Below are 17,288 nucleotides of genomic sequence, written 5' to 3' on the forward strand. Positions count from 1 at the left end.
GTGGCATCACGCCAGCCGCGCCGATTCGTTAAGAAATCTCTCTTAACAATCGGACAAACGGCAACCCGAACCGTTACGATGAAAGGGAGCAGCGACCGGCTGCCGGGTGAGCGGCCGGCGCTATCCTCGCCGGCGTCACGGGCGGGCGTCCCGGCCCGGACCGGTTTCGGCGGGCTAGGACGTAGCGCCGGCCGAGTATCCTATTTAGTCAGGTTTTTTTCAATGCAGACGGCAACTTCCCACGACGCACCTCACGGAGTGCGTCAAGTCGAGATCGGCCCGGAAAGGGACGGCCAGCGGATCGACAACGCCTTGATGACCATCCTCAAGGGCGTGCCGAAAAGCATGATCTACCGTCTGCTGCGCACCGGACAGGTGCGCGTGAACGGCAAGCGCGCCAAGCCGGAAACCCGTCTCGCCGCCGGCGATATGCTGCGTATTCCGCCGGTGCGCATGGCCCCGGAGAAGACTGGCGAGCAGCCGCCTTCGGCCGCGCTGATGGAAGCTGTCGCGGAGGCTGTCATCTTCGAGGACAAGCACTTCCTGGTGATCGACAAGCCCGCCGGCATCGCCAGCCATGGCGGCAGCGGGGTCAGTCACGGGGCGATCGAGCTGCTGCGCGCGGCCCGGCCGAACGAGCATCTGGAGCTGGTCCACCGCCTGGACCGCGACACCAGCGGCGTGCTCGTGTTCGCCCGCACCCGCGCCGGCCTGACCGGGCTGCAGGCGCTGATCCGCGCCAATACGGTGACCAAGCAATACCTCTGCCTGATGGTCGGGCATCCGAACAAAGCCAAGTTCGACGTCAACGCGCCGCTGCAGAAATCGGTGCTCCAGGGCGGCGAACGGATGGTAAGAGTGTCCGATAACGGCAAGCCCTCGCTTACTTTTTTCCGCGAGATGGAGCAGTACCGCGGCGCCCGCCTGATGCAGGCCACCCTGGGCACCGGCCGTACCCACCAGATCCGCGTGCACGCCGCCCACGTCGGCCACCCGCTGGCCGGCGACGCCAAGTACGGCGACAAGGAAGCGAACAAGCTGTACCGCGAGATGGGCCTGCAGCGGCTGTTCCTGCATGCCGCGCATATGAGCTTCGAGCTCGATGGGCGCGCCTACGGCTTCTCGGCGCCCTTGCCAGAAGACTTGAAGAACTTCCTCGATGTGCTTGCCGTGAAAGGCAAAAATCCCGAGGGCTACCGCCCTAGAGGAAAAAACGCGCACTGACTTCCAGCGAGCGCAGCAGCCCGCCGGTCAGCCCGCTTTCCACCAGCAGCGCGCAGCCGGCGTGAGCCAGGGCGACCGGCAGCAGGCGGCGGGAGCGCAGGAAGCACCACGCCCACCCAAGCTCGGCCAGGAAGCACAGCTGCATCAGCGCTCCGTTCGGGGAGTGCAGCAGGGCGAACAGGGTGGCGGTGCCCAGGATCGGCAGCGCCGTTCCCCCCGGCCAGTGCTCCAGCCGGCGCAGCACCACCGCCAGCATCAGCCACTGCTGCAGGCCGGCCCAGGCGACATATAAGAAAGCGTGGCGCCATTCCGGCGCGGCGTAGCCATGGCCGAACATGGCCACCACGATCGCGGCCACCGGAAGCAGCGCCAGCGGCGCCAGCCAGTCCTTCGGCTTGCCGCCGATCCAGCGCCAAGCCGCCGGGCGCCGCCGCGTCTCCTTCCACCCGGCCCAGGCCAGCGCACCGATAAAAGCCGCCACCGCCGGCGGCGATGCGCGCAGCCCCCATTGCAGGCCGGCGACCAGCCAGAGCGGGCCGGCCGCCACGGCCAGCGCGTCCCAGGCGGGATGGGTATCGCGCCGCGCCGTATACAGCAGCACCAGCAGGTAGGCCGCGCAGATCGACCAGGCCAGCCAGGCGGGAGCGGCTTCATGCGCGGTAGCGACAGGGGTGGACCCGGCGGAAACGATGAGGGCGGCCGGCCACCGATCGCGCAGCCGGTCGCGCAGCCCGAGCCAGTTTTCGACCGAGCCTTCGCGCGGCAGCCAGACCAGCGGCACGGCCGGCATGGTGGGGGCCACGGTCAGCTGTTCGCGCAGATCGATTTCCCGTCCCGCCGAAAGGTCGACTGTGGGAGCGGAGCCGGGCAACGGGACCGGCCGCTCCGCCACCAGCGCCGCGTCGCGCAGTTCGAGCGTCCCACCGGCCGGCAGTTGCGCGCGCAGGCGGAACAGATACGCCACGGTGGCCGGCATCGCGCAGGGGGACGCGTCCCCATGCCGCCAGTCGAGCTTGCGCAGATCGAAGACCTGGGTGGCCGTGTCGCCGACAGGAATCCCGCCAGCGTCGGCCATGCACGAAGGCTCCCGCGCGTGCGGCTGGACGATGAGATAAAGCGATCCGGCCTTGCTGCCGCGGAGGTCCAGATGCAGCAACGGCCAGTGCGCCAGATCCATCGGCTGCAGCACCGGCAGGCCCAGTTCGAAAGGCTGCCCGTCACGGCTGGTCACTTTCAGACCGGTCCCATCCGCAGCCACCGAAGCATTCCCGAACGCCCGCCCGGCCACCAGATCGCGCGGCTGCCGCAGGCGCCATCGCCACAGCGGCTCGCCCGCCTGCAGCACATGCAGTTCGCGCTCCGCCTCATGGCGCAGATGGCTTTCCACCATCCAGCCCGCCAGCGCGCGCAGCCCCAGCAGCAACAAGGCCGCCGCCAGCACGAAGCTGGCGACGCGAACCGCAGCAGGCAGGCGCGCGCCCAAGCTCAGCGCGCCAGCAAGGCCTCGACGCGCGCGGCGCAGATAAAGTCGTTGAGCGAAAGCCCGCCCACGTCATGCGTCGACCACAGCACCTGGCAGTGCCCATAGCCGGCTTCGAGATCCGGATGGTGGTCTTCCTGGTTGGCCATGAAGCCGACCGCATTGATAAAGCCCAGGGTGTGGTGGAAATCGGCGAACTTGAAGTCCTTCACGATCGCCTTGCCTGCGGCGGCCAGCGTCCAGCCCGGCAGTTTCGCCAGCATGGCCTCGATCTGCGCGCCATCCAGCGCGTGCTCCTTGCCCTTGCGCGGGGTGCAGTGCTGGCTGGCGAGGTCGGCGTAGCTCATGGTCGGGACTCCGGAAGATTCAAAACGCGAAGCGTCGAAGTTGCGTGGCGAAAAGTCAAAACCATGCAGCCGGCGCAAAAGAGGACTAAAATGGTGCTGTTTCCGGCGCGGCTCCCCAGCCTGCGCCAGGCCGTTTCCCCGGAGCAGGCATGATCGACATTTCCGAACGCGCGCAGCGGCATTTCCTGCGTCTTCTTTCGCAGCAGGGCATCGAAGGCCTCAGCATCCGCCTGCGCGTCACCGCGCCGGGCACGCCCGCCGCCAATTGCGAGTTGGAGTTCTGCGAGCCGGACGAGCTCACCGGCAAGGAATGGACCATCGAATGCGAGGGCTTCCTGTTCCAGGTCGAGGGCGACAGCGCGCCCTGGCTTGACGGCGCCAGCATCGACTACGAATCCAACGCCACCGGCGGCCAGCTCAATATCCGCGCGCCGCGCATCAAGGGCGACATGCCGGGCATGGAAGCGGGCCTGGTGGAGCGCGTGCGCTACGTGCTCGACGCCGAGGTCAATCCGCGCATCGCCGCGCACGGCGGCCGCATCAGCCTGCTGGAGGTGAGTGCGCAAGGCGTGGTAGTGCTGCAGTTCGGCGGCGGCTGCCACGGCTGCGGCATGGTCGACGTGACGCTCAAGCAAGGCGTGGAGAAGACGCTGCGCGAACGCGTGCCGGAGATCACCGAAGTGCGCGATGCCACCGATCACGCGGGCGGCAGCAATCCGTACTACAGCAAGCGGGAAGGGCACTCGGCCATGGGCTGATCAGGAAGAACGGTTGAGCTTATGGCGATCCTTCGCTCGCTGCTCCGCCCGCCCCCTCACCCCGACCCTCTCCGCGGAGGGGAGAGGGGGCAAAAGAAAAAGGCCCGCGCGAGCGGGCCTTTTCATGCGGCAAGCTCAGGGCTTACTTATCGCCCTGGATATGCCCTTCGAGCGTGCTGAGCTTGCTCGGCTGCGCGGAGAAATAGGCCGCCACGTCCTCGATGTCCTGCTCGGACAGCGTGGCGACGAAGCCCTTCATGATCGCGTTGTTGCGCGCGCCGCTCTTGTACTCGTGCAGGGCGCGCTGGATGTACAGGTTGTACTGGCCGGCCAGGCGCGGGTACTGCGGGTCGACGGAATTGCCGTCGGCGCCGTGGCAGGCGAAGCAGGCAGCGGCCTTCTGCTTGCCGGCGTCGGTGTTGCCGGCGGCCGGGGCCTGGAGGGAAGCGAACGCCAGGACGGCGCCGAACGAAAGCAGGGTGAGCGCACGATTCATCGGAATCCCTTGGGCTACTTACTTGGCGAGGCTGGACAGGTAGGCGGCGATGTCCTCGATGTCCTTGTCGGACAGGCTCTGCGCCTGGGCACCCATGGTCGGATGGCTGCGGTCGCCCGCCTTGTAGCCGTGCAGGGCGTTGACGATGTACTGCGCGTTCTGCCCGGCGATCTTCGGCACGGGGTAGCGCGGATAGGCGTTTTCGTAACCCTCGACGCCGTGGCAGCCATTGCAGGTGTAGATCAGTTTGCGGCCGGCGGCCTTGTCGCCTTCGGCATGCGCGCTGCCAGTGACGAGTAGAGCGGCAGCGACGGTCAGGCCGAGCAATTGCAGTCGAGTCATCATCATTCCCACGATTCCGACGGGTACATGGCGTTAAGTCTCGGAAGTATAGTCGGTGGGTCCGAGCAGGGACAACAACGCCGATGGGCCATCCGGCGGCTTGCCCAGCCACTCGAAGAACCAGACACTTGATAGATAAGGACACGGCATGGTGGGGATTGCGTCGTACGGCCGCCCGGCGGCTTTCCGGTGGATGCTGGGCCTGGCGGCCCTGCTGCTGACGGGGGCCGCGGTGGCGAAAGAATCGCCAGCCAGCTATCGCATCGTGGGCTACGTGGCCGATGCCGACCCGCTGCCGGCCATCGACCCGGCCAAGGTCGACGTCCTCAACTACGCCTTCGGCACGCTCGACGAACAAGGCCACATCGTGCTGCGCAGCCCGCACGCCACGGCCTCGCTGGCGAGCCTGGTGGCCTTGCGCCAGCGCAACCCGCGGTTGCGCATCGTGCTGTCGGTGGGCGGCTGGAGCGCGGGGCATTTCTCCGAGGCCGCGCTCACCGAAGCCTCGCGCAAGCGCTTTGCCGACGACGCCGCGAAGCTGATCGGGCAGCACGACCTCGACGGCCTGGACGTCGACTGGGAATATCCCACGCTCCCCGGCGGCAACATCAGCCACCGCCCCGAGGACCGCCGCAACTTCAGCCTGATGCTGGAAGCCGTGCGCGCGCGCCTGGACGCGCTCGGCAAGCAGCACCAGGGCCGGCATTACCTGCTGACCATCGCCTCGGCCGACAACGAATTCGTCGCCGGCATCGAGCTGGCGCGCGTGGCGCGTTCGCTGGACTGGTTCAACATGATGGCCTACGACTTCCACAACAGCCTCACGCCCGCCACCGGCCACCACGCCGGCCTGCATCCGTCGGCGCTCGATCCATCCGGCGACCGCGCCGCGGACAAGGCGGTGCAGCAGTATCTCGACGCGGGCGTGCCGGCTTCGAAGCTGGTGCTGGGCGTGCCGTTCTACGGCCGCGCGTTTACGGACGTGGCGCCGGAACACAACGGCCTGCAGCAGAAGTACGGCAAGTTCTTCGGCGCGCCCTCGTGGCGCGAACTGACAGCGGACTACATCGGCAAGAACGGCTACGTGCGCTACTGGGACGAGCAGGCCGAGGTGCCGTATCTGTGGAATGCGAAGACGCACACGTTTGTGAGCTACGAAGACCCGCAGTCGCTGCGCATCAAGACCGGTTTCATCAAGTCGCGGCACCTGGGCGGCGCGATGTACTGGGAGCAGAGCCTGGACAAGGACAGCGAACTGCTCGACGTGCTGGTCAAGGGCCTGCACCAGCCCTGAGCGCAAGCCTCAGAACAGGCTTTTGAAGATATGGATGCCGGCGGTGTACTCGCCGGCAATCGTGCCCACGCACACCAGCAGGAAGTTGAGCAGGGTGCGCGCCACGCGGTTCTTCCACCAGCCGGTCCAGTGGCCGATGTCGTCGCGCAGGGTTTCGAAGTCGGCCACGCGCGGCTTGCGCACCCAGGCTTCGGCCATCGCGCTGATCGCGCCGGAAGGTACGCCGGGGCGGAACGGCTTGATCGGTCCGGCCACGGCCGCGGCCAGCACACTCAGCGGATGGCCGCCGGCGATGATCGCGCCCAGCGCGGAGAAGCCCGCGGTGTACATCACCCAGTCGCGCAGCGCCTGCGCGCCCAGCGCGCTGTTGCGGTGGAAGGCGATGCCGATCGCCACGAACACCAGCAGCACCAGGCCGATGGCGATCCATTTCGGCCAGCTCGATTTCACCGGCAGCCTGGCCAGCTCGGCCGCCTGCGCGGCCGCATCGCCCTGCTGCGTGCGCAGCAGTTCGCTCAGGCCCTTCAAGTGGCCGGCGCCGATCACCACCAGCACGCGCCGCGGCTCGCCGCCGTAGCCGGCCAGGCCGGCTTCTTCGCGCAGGCGCGCCGCCATGTAGGCGTCGCGCTCGGCGATCAGGCTGCGGTAGAGCGGCTCGGATTGATTGGCGAATTCGCTGAAGGCGCTTTCCAGCATGTCGCCTTCCTTGAGCTTCTCGATTTCCTTTTCCTCGATCGCCTCGCGTTCGAACACGCTGGCGAGCAGGCCGCCCATCAGGCCGAAGCGCTGCCAGAAACCGACGCTGCGCCAGGCGCGCTTGAGCGTGGTGCCGACCTCGCGGTCGACCAGCCATACCGGCACGCCGCGCTGTTCGGCGCCGTCCATCGCGGCTTTCATTTCGGCGCCGGGTTCGATGCCGAACTGGTCGGCCAGGCGCTTCTGGAAGGTGGACAGCACCAGGCTGGCGGCGACCATGCCGGCCTTGCCCTGGCGGATCACCTGGAACAGATCCATCTTCTTGAGCGCATCCGGATCGCGCATGCCCTGCGCGCGGCTCGGGCACAGTTCCACCGCCACCGCGTCGAAGCGCTCGCGCGCCAGCAGCTCGCGCACCGCTTCCACGCTGGCGCGCGACACATGCGCCGTGCCCAGCACCACGTATTCGACGCCGTCGCGCAGCACGCGCTCGATCGGCTGGCCTTCGAGGGCGGCGGGCAGGGCGGTGTCGGTGGCGTCCAGGCTCATGCGTCGGTTCGGTGCGTAAGGGAAATCACTGCATGGGGTCGGCGGCCGGAAGGCGCAAGCCATCCGGCCGGAGGTCACGCTTCAGTCGCGGAAGCGCTTCAGCAGGTCGCCGTAGGCGTCGATGCGGCGGTCGCGCAGGAACGGCCAGATCCGGCGCACGTGCTCGCTGCGCGCCATGTCGATCTCGACCACCAGCAGCTGGCGCCCGTCGGTGCCGGCCTGGCCGAGGAATTCGCCCTGCGGCCCGGCCACGAAGCTGGCGCCCCAGAACTGGATGCCGGCGCCCACGCCCGACGGATCCGGCTCGTAGCCGGTGCGGTTGCAGGCCAGCAGCGGCAGGCCGTTGGCTACCGCGTGGCCGCGCTGCACCGTGACCCAGGCTTCGCGCTGGCGGTCTTTCTCGGCCTGCTCGTCGTTCGGGTCCCAGCCGATCGCGGTGGGATAGAGCAGCAGCTCCGCGCCGGCCAGCGCCATCAGGCGCGCGGCTTCCGGATACCACTGGTCCCAGCACACCAGCACGCCGAGGCGGCCGACCGCGGTGTCGATCGGATCGAAGCCCAGGTCGCCCGGCGTGAAGTAGAACTTCTCATAGAACGCCGGATCGTCCGGGATGTGCATCTTGCGGTACTTGCCGGCGATCTTCGCCGAGCGGTCGAACACCACCGCGGTGTTGTGGTACAGCCCGGTGGCGCGCTTCTCGAACAGCGAAGCCACCACCACCAGCTTCAATTCCCCGGCCAGCTTGCCGATGCGCTCGGTGCTGTGGCCGGGGATGCTCTCGGCCAGGTCGAACTCGCCCACGGACTCGTGCTGGCAGAAATACGGGCCGTTGTGCAGCTCCTGCAGCAGCACCAGTTCGGCGCCGGCCGCGGCGGCTTCGCGCAGGCCGGCTTCGATGGCGTCGAGATTGGCGTCGCGGCTGCCGCGGTGGGTTTCCTGCAGCAGCGCGACCTTGAGGGTCTTGCGGGTCATGGGGAGTCCTGCTCGCTGGGGGCGAAAGGGCAATTGTACGTAGTAAGTAGGTTCGGGTGAGCCGCAGGCGAACCCCAACAGGCCCGCCACCGTGTCGTAACGTTGGGGTTCGCTTTGCTCACCCCAACCTACGCCGGCCGATGCTTAAGAGGATTCAGCCGTAGATGCCCGCCGGCAATTGCATGGTGATGCAGTGCAGGCTGCCGTTCTGCCAGATCAGCGGGCGGCAGGGCACCTGCACCACCTCGCGTCCCGGATGGGCCTGGCCGATGATCCGCGCCGCTTCGTCGTCGGCCGGGTCGCCATAGGCGGGCACCAGCACGCCGCCGTTGACGATCAGATAGTTGGCGTACGAGGCCGCGAGGCGGCGCCCTTCGTCCAGGATCGGCTCGGCCCAGGGCAGCGGGTGCAGCGCGTACGGCTTGCCGTCCACCGTGCACAGCGCGGCCAGTTCGCCGGCCATGCGCGCCAGTTCGTCGTGGTGCGCGTCGCCCAGGTCGTCGCAGGCCTGGAACACGATGCCGCCGTCCGGCGAGAAGCGCGCCAGCGTGTCGATATGCGCGTCGGTGTCGTCGCCTTCCAGATAACCGTAGTCCAGCCACAGGATGCGGCCGGCGTGCAGGCCGTCGCGCAGGATCGCGGTCATCTCCTCGCGCGACTGCTCCGGATGGCGCTGCACCAGGCAGCGCCAGGTGGTGAGCACGGTGCCGGCGCCATCGCTCTCGATGCCGCCGCCTTCCAGCGCCCAGTCGATGCGCTTGTGCGCGGCGCGGCCGAAGACGCCGGCCTGCACCAGGCCGGCGACCAGCGCGTCGTCCTGCTCGGCGCCGAACTTGCCGCCCCAGCCGGTGAAGCGGAAATCGGTGAGCTGGAAGGCGCCCTGGTCGTCCTTGAGGGTGATCGGGCCGGAATCGCGCAGCCAGGTGTCGTCGTAGGGCAGTTCGACGAAGCGGATGCGGGCGAGATCCACGCCGGCATCGCGCAGCTTCGCTTCGGCATGCGCGCGCAGTCCGGCGTCGGCGACCACCACGATCAGCGGCTCGAAGCGGGTGACCGCCGCGGCCAGCGCCACATAGGTGGTTTCCACCTCGGCCAGGCGCTCGGCCCAGTCGGTATCGGCATGCGGCCAGGCGATCAGGACGGCCGACTGGGGCTCCCATTCCGCCGGCAGGCGCAAGGTGGCATGGCTCATGTGAGGGGACTCGCGTTGCAAGGGGAAACGCGAATTGTAGGGGGCGGGAATCGGGAATAGGGAATCGGGAATAGCAAAAAGAGCCGCGGCAAGCGCCGCAGCTCTTCGATTCCCTATTCCCTATTCCCGCCCGGAAGGCGATGCCCTCAGTTCACCGTATCGGGATTCTTATTGTTGCCGGCCGGGGTATTCAGCACCGCATGGATCACATGGCTGTGCTCGAAATACACGATGAAGTTGGAGTAATCCCAACGATTGATCACCGGATGCTTGGCCGTATCGCCGCCGCGCGGCGAGAGCTTGCGCTTGGGCGCGCCGAACTTCTGTTCGACCTGCTCCATGCTCATGCCGCGGGCCGGAAGGTTCATGCCCTGTTCCTGCTTGACGCGATTGATCAGCAGGTTGTCGGCCCGGGCCAGCTGCGGCGCGGCGGCGCCGGCGGCGAGCAATACGAGCATGGGCAGGCTGATGCCGAACTTGGTCATGGTCCCCTCTCCACGTTGACGGGGGCAGCCGGGCTGCGCCTCCGCACGTCATATGTCTGTCGATTGCCCCCGAGCGGCAGCGGCGCGAGGCCGCTGCGCAGTGCGGCGTCGTTGTAGCAGAAACCGCGGCGGGGAAGCTACGAGCACCGCTCGCGACTGCGATGGGGTGGGCATTCCGGCCATGGGGCAGGGCGCCGCGTCCGCTATCATGGGCGGCTGAGGGCGGCTGCACGCCCTGTCCATGGGTTGTGGTTCCGATGATCGCCTTCCGTCATTTCGCCCTGCGCCGCGGCGCCCGGCTGCTGCTTTCCGACATCGACCTGGTCATCCAGAGCGGCTGGCGGCTGGGCGTGGTCGGCCGCAACGGCTGCGGCAAGTCCAGCCTGTTCGCCGCCCTGCAGGGCCAGGTGGAAGCCGACGCCGGCGAGCTCGATCTGCCCGCGCGCCTGCGCCTGGCCTCGGTGGCGCAGGAGACCCCGGCCCTGCCGGACCCGGCGATCGAATACGTGATGGGCGGCGACGAGGAACTGGCCATCGCCCTGCGCGACGAACTCGATGCCCAGGCCCGCGGCGACACCGAAGCCATGGCCAAGGCGCACCACCGCATCGAGGAACTGCACGGCTACGACGCCCGCGCCCGCGCCGGCCGCCTGCTGCACGGCCTGGGCTTCGCGCCGGAAACGCACGAGCGCGCGGTGCGCGAGTTCTCCGGCGGCTGGCGCGTGCGCCTGAATCTGGCGCGCGCGCTGATGGCGCCGTCCGAACTGCTGCTGCTCGACGAGCCCACCAACCATCTGGACCTGGACGCCGTGCTGTGGCTGGAAGAATGGCTGCGCCGCTACCAGGGCACCTTGCTGGTGATCTCGCACGACCGCGAATTCCTCGACGGCGTGATCACCCACACCCTGCATCTGAACGAAGGCCGCGCCAAGCTCTACACCGGCAACTACAGCGCCTTCGAGCGCCAGCGCGCCGAACACCTGCGCCTGCAGCAGATCGCGCACGAGCGCGAGCAGGCCGAGCGCGCCCACCTGCAGTCCTTTATCGACCGCTTCAAGGCCAAGGCCAGCAAGGCCAAGCAGGCGCAGTCGCGCATGAAGCGGCTGGAGAAGATGGCCGGCACCGAGGCCGTACGCGCCGAGCGCTCGTTCCGCTTCCAGTTCGCCGTGCCCGAGCGCCTGCCCGATTCGATGCTGCAGCTGGAAGAGGTCACCGCCGGCTATCCGGACGACGGCGGCGGCGCGCCCGCGGCGATCCTGCACGACGTGCGCTTCCGCCTGGAAGCCGGCGACCGCGTCGGCCTGCTCGGCCCCAACGGCGCGGGCAAGTCGACCCTGGTCAAGACCCTGGTCGGCGAACTGGCCCCGCTGGCCGGCGAGCGCAAGACGCACAAGGACCTGAAGATCGGCTACTTCGCCCAGCACACGGTGGAGAGCCTGCACGAGGGTTCCAGCCCGCTGCAGCATCTGCAGGACAAAGCCCCCGGCGTCGGCACGCAGGTGCTGCGCGACTTCCTCGGCGGCTGGAATTTCGCCGGCGACCGCGCCTTCGAATCGGTGGACGGTTTCTCCGGCGGCGAACGCGCGCGCCTGGCGCTGGCGCTGATCGCATGGGACAAGCCCAACCTGCTGCTGCTCGACGAGCCCACCAACCATCTGGACCTGGACATGCGCGAGGCGCTGGCCGACGCGCTGGCCGATTTCGACGGCGCCCTGGTGCTGGTCTCGCACGACCGCCATCTGCTGGGCATGGTCTGCGACAGCTTCTGGCGCGTCGCCGACGGCCAGGTCGAAGGCTTCGACGGCGACCTCGACGACTACGCCCGCTGGCTGCGTGCCCGCGGCTCCTCGCCGAAGAAGAACGCGCCGGCCAACAGCACGTCGGCCAACAGCACGTCGGCCGTCTCCGCCGCCGACCGCCGCCGCGCGGCCGCCGCGCAGCGCGAGAACGAAAAGGCCACGCGGCAGAAGGTCAAGAAGATCGAGACGCGCATGGCCGCGATCGACGAGGAGCTGGGCAAGCTGGAAGCCAAGCTCGCCGATCCGGAGGTCTACAACGGCTCCACCGCCGAGATGATGAAGCTCGGCCAGCGCCAGGCCGAACTGCGCCGCGAGAAGGAAACGCTCGAGGCCGAGTGGTTAGAGCTGTACGAGCTGCTGGAGGCCTGAGGCGATGGCGGAGGCGGCGCGACCGCTGGAACTGTGGCTGCCCGACCTGCCGCGCTTCGAGCCGGACCATCCGCTGCGCGCCTGGCTGGCGCGCGCCGACCGCATCGAGGACGGCCCGCGCGGCTTTCTCGGCGGGCTGGCCGCGTATTTCGACTGTGCCGACGGTTTCGCGCCGGCGGCGCTGACACGTGAGCTGCTGGCCGGCGATGCCGGCGAAGCCACCTGGCTCAGCGCCGACCCGGCCTGGATCCAGCCCGATCTCAACGGCGCGCGCCTGCTGGCCTGCGGGCAGATGCAGCTGGGCCTCGAAGAAGCCCGCACGCTGGCCGATGCGCTGCAGCCGGTGTTCGCCGATGCCGGCATGGTGCTGGAAGTCGGCACGCCGGACCGCTGGCACGTGCGCGTGCCGCCGGGCATCGCCTTGCCTTCGTTCGCCTCGCCGGACGAGGCGCTGGGCGAGAACCTCGTGCAGCATCTGCCGGAGGGCGCCGAAGGGCGCCGCTGGCGCGTGATCCTCACCGAGGCGCAGGTGCTGCTGCATCAGCATCCCTTGAATGCGCAGCGGCGCGAGCGCGGACTGCCGCCGGTGAACAGCCTGTGGTTGTGGGGCGGCGGCCATCTGCCGACCAAGGTGCGCAGCGAACTGAAAGCCTGCGTGAGCGACGACGTGCTGCTCGGCGCGCTGGCTGCGCGCGCCGGCGTCGATGTCGTGCCGCGTGCGCCCGAAGCCATCGCCAAGGCCGGCACCGGCTGGCTGATCGATCTGCAGGACCTGCAGGCGGGCGAGATCGGCGGCGCCTGGTGGCCGGTGCTGCAGCGTCTTGCCGCGGCTCCGCTGCAACTGTCCTTCGCCAGCGGCGAACGCTGGCTGCAGCGTCCCTGGCATCGCCTGCGCTTCTGGCGCGGTGGCCGCCGATGAGTCCGCGCCTGAGCCTGCGCCGCCGCGCGCCGAAAGGCGTGCCGCAAGGCTGGAGCGATGCCGTGCATCCGGTGCTGCGCCAGATCTATGCGGCGCGCGGCGTGCTCAGTCCCGCCGATGCCGATCACCGGCTCGCCTGCATGCTGGCGCCGCACCAGCTCGGCGGCCTGGAACGCGCGGTGGAACTGTTGGCCGAGGCGATCGGCGGCGACTGGCGCATCCTGATCGCCGGCGACTACGACTGCGACGGCGCCACCGGCACGGCCGTGGCCGTGCGCGGCCTGCGCATGCTCGGCGCGCGCCACGTCGATTACGCGGTGCCGAACCGCTTTATCCACGGCTATGGCCTGAGTCCCGCCCTGGTCGAATCGCTGCAGCCGCAGCCGCAGCTCATCATCACCGTGGACAACGGCGTCGCCAGCCTGAGCGGCGTGGCCGCGGCGCAGGCGCTGGGCATCCGCGTGATCGTCACCGACCACCATCTGCCCGGCGAGCAATTGCCGGCGGCCGATGCGATGGTCAATCCGAACCTGGCCGGCGATGCGTTTCCGAGCAAGGCGCTGGCCGGCGTCGGCGTGATGTTCTATCTGCTGCTGGCCCTGCGCGCGGCGCTGCGCGGGCAGGGCGCGTTCGCCGCGGGCAAGGAGCCCGACCTTTCCACGCTGCTGGACCTGGTGGCGCTGGGCACGGTCGCCGACCTGGTGCCGCTGGACTACAACAACCGCGTGCTGGTCGAGGCGGGCCTGAAGCGCATCCGCGCGGGGCGCGCCTGCGCGGGCATCGCGGCGCTGGTGGAGTCGGGCAAGCGCAGCGTCGCCACGCTGTGCGCCAGCGACCTGGGTTTCTCGGTGGGGCCGCGGCTCAATGCCGCCGGCCGCCTGGAAGACATGCGCCTGGGCGTGGAATGCCTGTTGACCGACGACTTCGGCGTGGCGCGCCGCTACGCCGAGCAGCTGAGCGCGATCAACCAGGAGCGCCGCGAACTGCAGGCGACCATGGTGGCCGAAGCCGAGGTGATGGTGGCGCGCGCCGCCGATATCGATGCGGTCGGCGTGGCCCTGTTCGAACCCTCGTGGCATGCCGGCGTGGTGGGGCTGGTGGCGTCTAAGCTGAAGGAGCGGCTGCATCGCCCGGTGATCGCGTTCGCTCCGGCGAGCGAGGACAACACCGGCGAGCTGCGCGGCTCCGGCCGCTCGATCGCCGGTTTTCATATCCGCGATGCGCTGGCCGTGATCGACGCGCGCCAGCCCGGCCTGATCGAACGCTTCGGCGGCCACGCCATGGCCGCAGGCCTGAGCCTTAAAGCGAGCGACTTCGCCCGTTTCGCCGCGGCGTTCGATGCGATCGCGCGCGAATGGCTGGACGAAGCCTGCCTGGAACACGTGCTCTATACCGACGGCGAACTGCCGCCCGGCGCCGCCACCCTGGAGCTGGCGCGACAGCTGCGCTACGGCGGCCCCTGGGGCCAGGCGTTTCCGGAGCCGGTGTTCGACAACGAATTCGCCTGCGCCAGCTGGCGCGTGATGGGCGAAACCCATCTGCGCCTGAGCCTGAGCGATCCGCGCGATGGCGCCGTGCTGGATGCGGTGATGTTCGGCGCCTATACCGGCCAGCCGCCGCCGGCGCGGCTGCGCGCCGCCTACGAGCTGACCATCAACGACTGGCAGGGCCGCGAAAGCCCGCGCCTGCTGCTGCGGCATATCGAGCCGTTGTGATTTGCCGCGGTGATTTGTTGGGCGCTTCTTCACGGCGCCTAGCTGCCGGCGCAACGAGCGCCGCGCTTGGATAGGGTCAGTCTCAACCATTGAGGAGCTGGCGCCATGATCGTGCAGATGACCGGACTGCCGCCCGGCGTGATCGGTTTCACCGCGCACAACCAGGTCACCGCGGCGGACTACGAACGGGTGGTGATTCCCGATATCGAGGCGGCCTTCGCGCTCAACCGCAAGCTGCGGGTGATCTTCCACATCGACCAGGACTTCACCGGCTTCGACGCCGCCGCGATGTGGGACGACGCCAAGCTGGGCTGCCGCCATTTCAGCGGCTGGGAACGCGCGGCCCTGGTCACCGACGTGGGCTGGATGCGCAACCTGGCCAAGGCGCTGGGGTTTCTGTCGCCGGGAGAGTTTCGCTTGTATGAGACGGCGCAGCTGGAAGAAGCGCGGAACTGGGTGAGCACGTAGCACGTAGGTTGGGGTGAGCCATAGGCGAACCCCAACGGACCTCGCAGGCTGCCGCACCGTTGGGGTTCGCTGCGCTCACCCCAACCTGCGCCGGCCGCGAGGAAGGTAAAAAAGCTCTTGCGCGGCGCAGCAAAGCTGTGCTTTAGTCGGCCTCATGTCCTGTGCCTTCGCCACCCAGCGCTCCGCCTTTGCCGCCTACGCGGCCGGCCTGCGCGCATCCGCGAACGCGCTGAATAACAACGCCAATAACAATCCCCGCATCGACGGGTGGGCCGGCGTGTAGACACGAAAAAAAGTCTCGAATCACGCAAAAGGGCCCGCCGACAAGCGGGCCCTTTCTTTTTCCCCGTACGCAGTTTTGCGCGTCATCCAACCTCAGGAGCGTCAAACCATGTGTTCCATCTTCGGCATGTTCGACCTGCAACCCGGCGACGACCTGGCCGCCCTGCGCCGGCAGGCGCTGGAACTCTCGCAGCGCCAGCGCCATCGCGGGCCGGACTGGAGCGGCGTGTTCGTCGACGCCGGGGTGATCCTGGTGCACGAGCGCCTGGCCATCGTCGACCCGGCCAGCGGCTCGCAGCCATTGCGCTCGCGCGACGAGAGCCTGGCCCTGGCGGTGAACGGCGAGATCTACAACCACCGCGAGCTGCGCGCCGCCAGCGGCTACGACTTCACCACGGGCTCGGACTGCGAAGTCATCAACGCGCTGTACCGCGAACTGGGGCCGGAGGAGTTCCTGGCGCGCGGCCTCAGGCAGCTCAACGGCATCTTCGCCTTCGCGCTGTGGGATGCGGCCACGCAGCGCTACCTGATCGCCCGCGATCCGATCGGCGTCTGCCCGCTGTACTGGGGCCACGACGCGGAAGGGCGCTTGTGCGTGGCCTCGGAAATGAAAGCCCTGGTCGGCATCTGCGCGGACGTCTCCGCCTTCCCGCCGGGCCATGTCTACGACAGCGCCACCGGCGAAGTGACGCGCTACTACCGCAGGAACTGGCGTTCCTATGAAGTCACCCATGGCCAGCAGCTGGAACCGTCCGAACTGCGCGGCGCCTTCGAACAGGCCGTGCACCGCCAGCTGATGACCGACGTGCCCTACGGCGTGCTGCTCTCCGGCGGCCTGGATTCCTCGCTGGTGGCCGCCTGCGCCGCACGCTTCGCGCGCGAACGCATCGAAGATGACGACCGCAGCGAAGCCTGGTGGCCGCGCCTGCATTCCTTCGCCATCGGCCTGGAAGGCTCGCCGGACCTGGCCGCCGCCCAGGTGGCCGCCGATGCGCTCGGCACCGTGCACCACGGCTTCGTCTACACCTTCTGGGAAGGGCTGGACGCGCTGCCGGAAGTGATCCGCCATATCGAGACCTACGACGTCACCACCATCCGCGCCTCCACCCCGATGTACCTGCTGGCGCGGCGCATCAAGGCGATGGGGGTGAAGATGGTGCTGTCGGGCGAGGGTTCGGACGAGATCTTCGGCGGTTATCTGTACTTCCATAAGGCGCCGTCGCCGGAAGCCTTCCACGAGGAAACCGTGCGCAAGCTCGACGCCCTGCACAGCTTCGACTGCCTGCGCGCCAACAAGGCGATGATGGCCTGGGGCGTGGAGGCGCGCGTGCCGTTCCTGGACCTGGAATTCCTCGACGTGGCGATGGGCCTGGACGCCAGGTACAAGATGGCCGGCCACGGCCGCATCGAGAAGGCCGTGCTGCGCGAGGCCTTCCAGGGCGCGCTGCCGGATTCGATCCTGTGGCGGCAGAAGGAGCAGTTCAGCGACGGCGTCGGCTACGGCTGGATCGACGGGCTGAAGGCGCATGCGGAACAAGTGGTCAGCGACCGCGAATTCGCCGCCGCCTCCACGCGCTTCCCGCACAACCCGCCGGCCACCAAGGAGGCCTACCTGTACCGGCGCATCTTCGAGCAGCACTTCCCCGGCGAGGCCTGCGCGGCCACCGTGCCGGGCGGCAAGTCGATCGCCTGTTCCTCGCCGGCCGCGCTGGCCTGGGATCCGGCCTTCGCCGCCGCGGCCGACCCGTCGGGGCGCGCGGTGCGCGGGGTGCATCAGCAGGCACTGTAGGTTGGGGTGATAACCCCAACGGACCTTCCATGCTGACCGGACGTCCGTTGGGGTTCGCCTGCGGCTCACCCCAACCTACCGTGGGCGAGGTGCGCCTGCTATCCTGTTCGGC

At 68.7% G+C, this 17,288-nt stretch carries 16 protein-coding genes; 8 read left to right on the forward strand and 8 right to left on the reverse strand.

The genetic code is table 11. The annotated features are described in order from the left end of the window. Window positions 1-315: 315 nt before the first annotated feature. Window positions 316-1,224: an RluA family pseudouridine synthase gene (locus tag FHW84_RS15870; RefSeq protein ID WP_243868148.1), complete on the forward strand. Its 909-nt coding sequence runs from the start codon at window positions 316-318 to the stop codon at window positions 1,222-1,224. Here FHW84_RS15870 and FHW84_RS15875 read toward each other — a convergent pair. After that, the gene (locus FHW84_RS15875; RefSeq protein WP_167256940.1) at window positions 1,202-2,707 is read right to left on the reverse strand and encodes a CPBP family intramembrane glutamic endopeptidase; all 1,506 of its coding nucleotides are present in this window, start codon (window positions 2,705-2,707) and stop codon (window positions 1,202-1,204) included. The two genes, FHW84_RS15870 and FHW84_RS15875, sit on opposite strands and share 23 nt — an antisense overlap. Before the next feature lie 2 nt (window positions 2,708-2,709). After that, window positions 2,710-3,051, reverse strand: a complete 342-nt coding sequence (locus FHW84_RS15880) for a 4a-hydroxytetrahydrobiopterin dehydratase (protein WP_167256941.1) — start codon at window positions 3,049-3,051, stop codon at window positions 2,710-2,712. 149 nt (window positions 3,052-3,200) lie between these two features. On the opposite strand from FHW84_RS15880, the gene FHW84_RS15885 reads away from it, so the two are divergent. Further along, window positions 3,201-3,809: an NfuA family Fe-S biogenesis protein gene (locus tag FHW84_RS15885; RefSeq protein ID WP_167256942.1), complete on the forward strand. Its 609-nt coding sequence runs from the start codon at window positions 3,201-3,203 to the stop codon at window positions 3,807-3,809. A 142-nt stretch (window positions 3,810-3,951) separates the two neighbouring features. Here the strand turns inward: FHW84_RS15885 and FHW84_RS15890 are convergent, their stop codons facing one another. Continuing rightward, window positions 3,952-4,305 (reverse strand): cytochrome c, encoded by a 354-nt coding sequence (locus FHW84_RS15890; RefSeq protein WP_167256943.1) that lies wholly within the window; start codon window positions 4,303-4,305, stop codon window positions 3,952-3,954. A gap of 18 nt (window positions 4,306-4,323) precedes the next feature. Then, window positions 4,324-4,647: a cytochrome c gene (locus FHW84_RS15895; RefSeq protein WP_167257002.1), complete on the reverse strand. Its 324-nt coding sequence runs from the start codon at window positions 4,645-4,647 to the stop codon at window positions 4,324-4,326. 148 nt (window positions 4,648-4,795) lie between these two features. Here FHW84_RS15895 and FHW84_RS15900 point away from each other — a divergent pair, with 148 nt between their 5' ends. Further along, a complete protein-coding gene (locus tag FHW84_RS15900) occupies window positions 4,796-5,941 on the forward strand; it encodes a glycoside hydrolase family 18 protein (protein WP_167256944.1) in 1,146 nt (381 codons plus the stop codon). 9 nt (window positions 5,942-5,950) lie between these two features. Here the strand turns inward: FHW84_RS15900 and FHW84_RS15905 are convergent, their stop codons facing one another. The 4 genes from FHW84_RS15905 to FHW84_RS15920 all read right to left on the reverse strand — a co-directional run bounded on the left by FHW84_RS15905 (window position 5,951) and on the right by FHW84_RS15920 (window position 9,835). Beyond that, window positions 5,951-7,186 carry a TraB/GumN family protein gene (locus FHW84_RS15905; RefSeq protein WP_167256945.1) on the reverse strand — a complete coding sequence of 412 codons (1,236 nt, stop codon included), beginning with the start codon at window positions 7,184-7,186 and terminating at the stop codon, window positions 5,951-5,953. An 81-nt stretch (window positions 7,187-7,267) separates the two neighbouring features. After that, window positions 7,268-8,158 (reverse strand): carbon-nitrogen hydrolase, encoded by an 891-nt coding sequence (locus tag FHW84_RS15910; protein WP_167256946.1) that lies wholly within the window; start codon window positions 8,156-8,158, stop codon window positions 7,268-7,270. Between the two features lie 154 nt (window positions 8,159-8,312). Further along, complete coding sequence (locus FHW84_RS15915; protein ID WP_167256947.1) at window positions 8,313-9,350, reverse strand: agmatine deiminase family protein; 1,038 nt, start codon at window positions 9,348-9,350, stop codon at window positions 8,313-8,315. A gap of 146 nt (window positions 9,351-9,496) precedes the next feature. After that, complete coding sequence (locus FHW84_RS15920) at window positions 9,497-9,835, reverse strand: hypothetical protein (protein WP_167256948.1); 339 nt, start codon at window positions 9,833-9,835, stop codon at window positions 9,497-9,499. A gap of 257 nt (window positions 9,836-10,092) precedes the next feature. On the opposite strand from FHW84_RS15920, the gene FHW84_RS15925 reads away from it, so the two are divergent. The 5 genes from FHW84_RS15925 (at window position 10,093) to asnB (ending at window position 17,176) form a co-directional block, all read left to right on the forward strand. Beyond that, window positions 10,093-12,003 (forward strand): ATP-binding cassette domain-containing protein, encoded by a 1,911-nt coding sequence (locus tag FHW84_RS15925; RefSeq protein ID WP_167256949.1) that lies wholly within the window; start codon window positions 10,093-10,095, stop codon window positions 12,001-12,003. A 4-nt stretch (window positions 12,004-12,007) separates the two neighbouring features. After that, complete coding sequence (locus FHW84_RS15930; protein ID WP_167256950.1) at window positions 12,008-12,922, forward strand: phosphoglycerate mutase; 915 nt, start codon at window positions 12,008-12,010, stop codon at window positions 12,920-12,922. Beyond that, window positions 12,919-14,637: a single-stranded-DNA-specific exonuclease RecJ gene (gene recJ, locus FHW84_RS15935; RefSeq protein WP_167256951.1), complete on the forward strand. Its 1,719-nt coding sequence runs from the start codon at window positions 12,919-12,921 to the stop codon at window positions 14,635-14,637. Before FHW84_RS15930 ends, recJ begins: the two co-directional genes overlap by 4 nt. Window positions 14,638-14,742: 105 nt before the next feature. Next, window positions 14,743-15,105 carry an STAS/SEC14 domain-containing protein gene (locus FHW84_RS15940; protein WP_167256952.1) on the forward strand — a complete coding sequence of 121 codons (363 nt, stop codon included), beginning with the start codon at window positions 14,743-14,745 and terminating at the stop codon, window positions 15,103-15,105. Window positions 15,106-15,496: 391 nt separating this feature from the next. Beyond that, on the forward strand, window positions 15,497-17,176 hold the full coding sequence (gene asnB, locus FHW84_RS15945) for an asparagine synthase B (protein WP_167256953.1): 1,680 nt from the start codon (window positions 15,497-15,499) through the stop codon (window positions 17,174-17,176). The last annotated feature ends 112 nt before the right edge of the window (window positions 17,177-17,288 follow it).

The organism is Dyella sp. SG562, from assembly GCF_011759495.1.
GTDB lineage: Bacteria > Pseudomonadota > Gammaproteobacteria > Xanthomonadales > Rhodanobacteraceae > Dyella_D > Dyella_D marensis.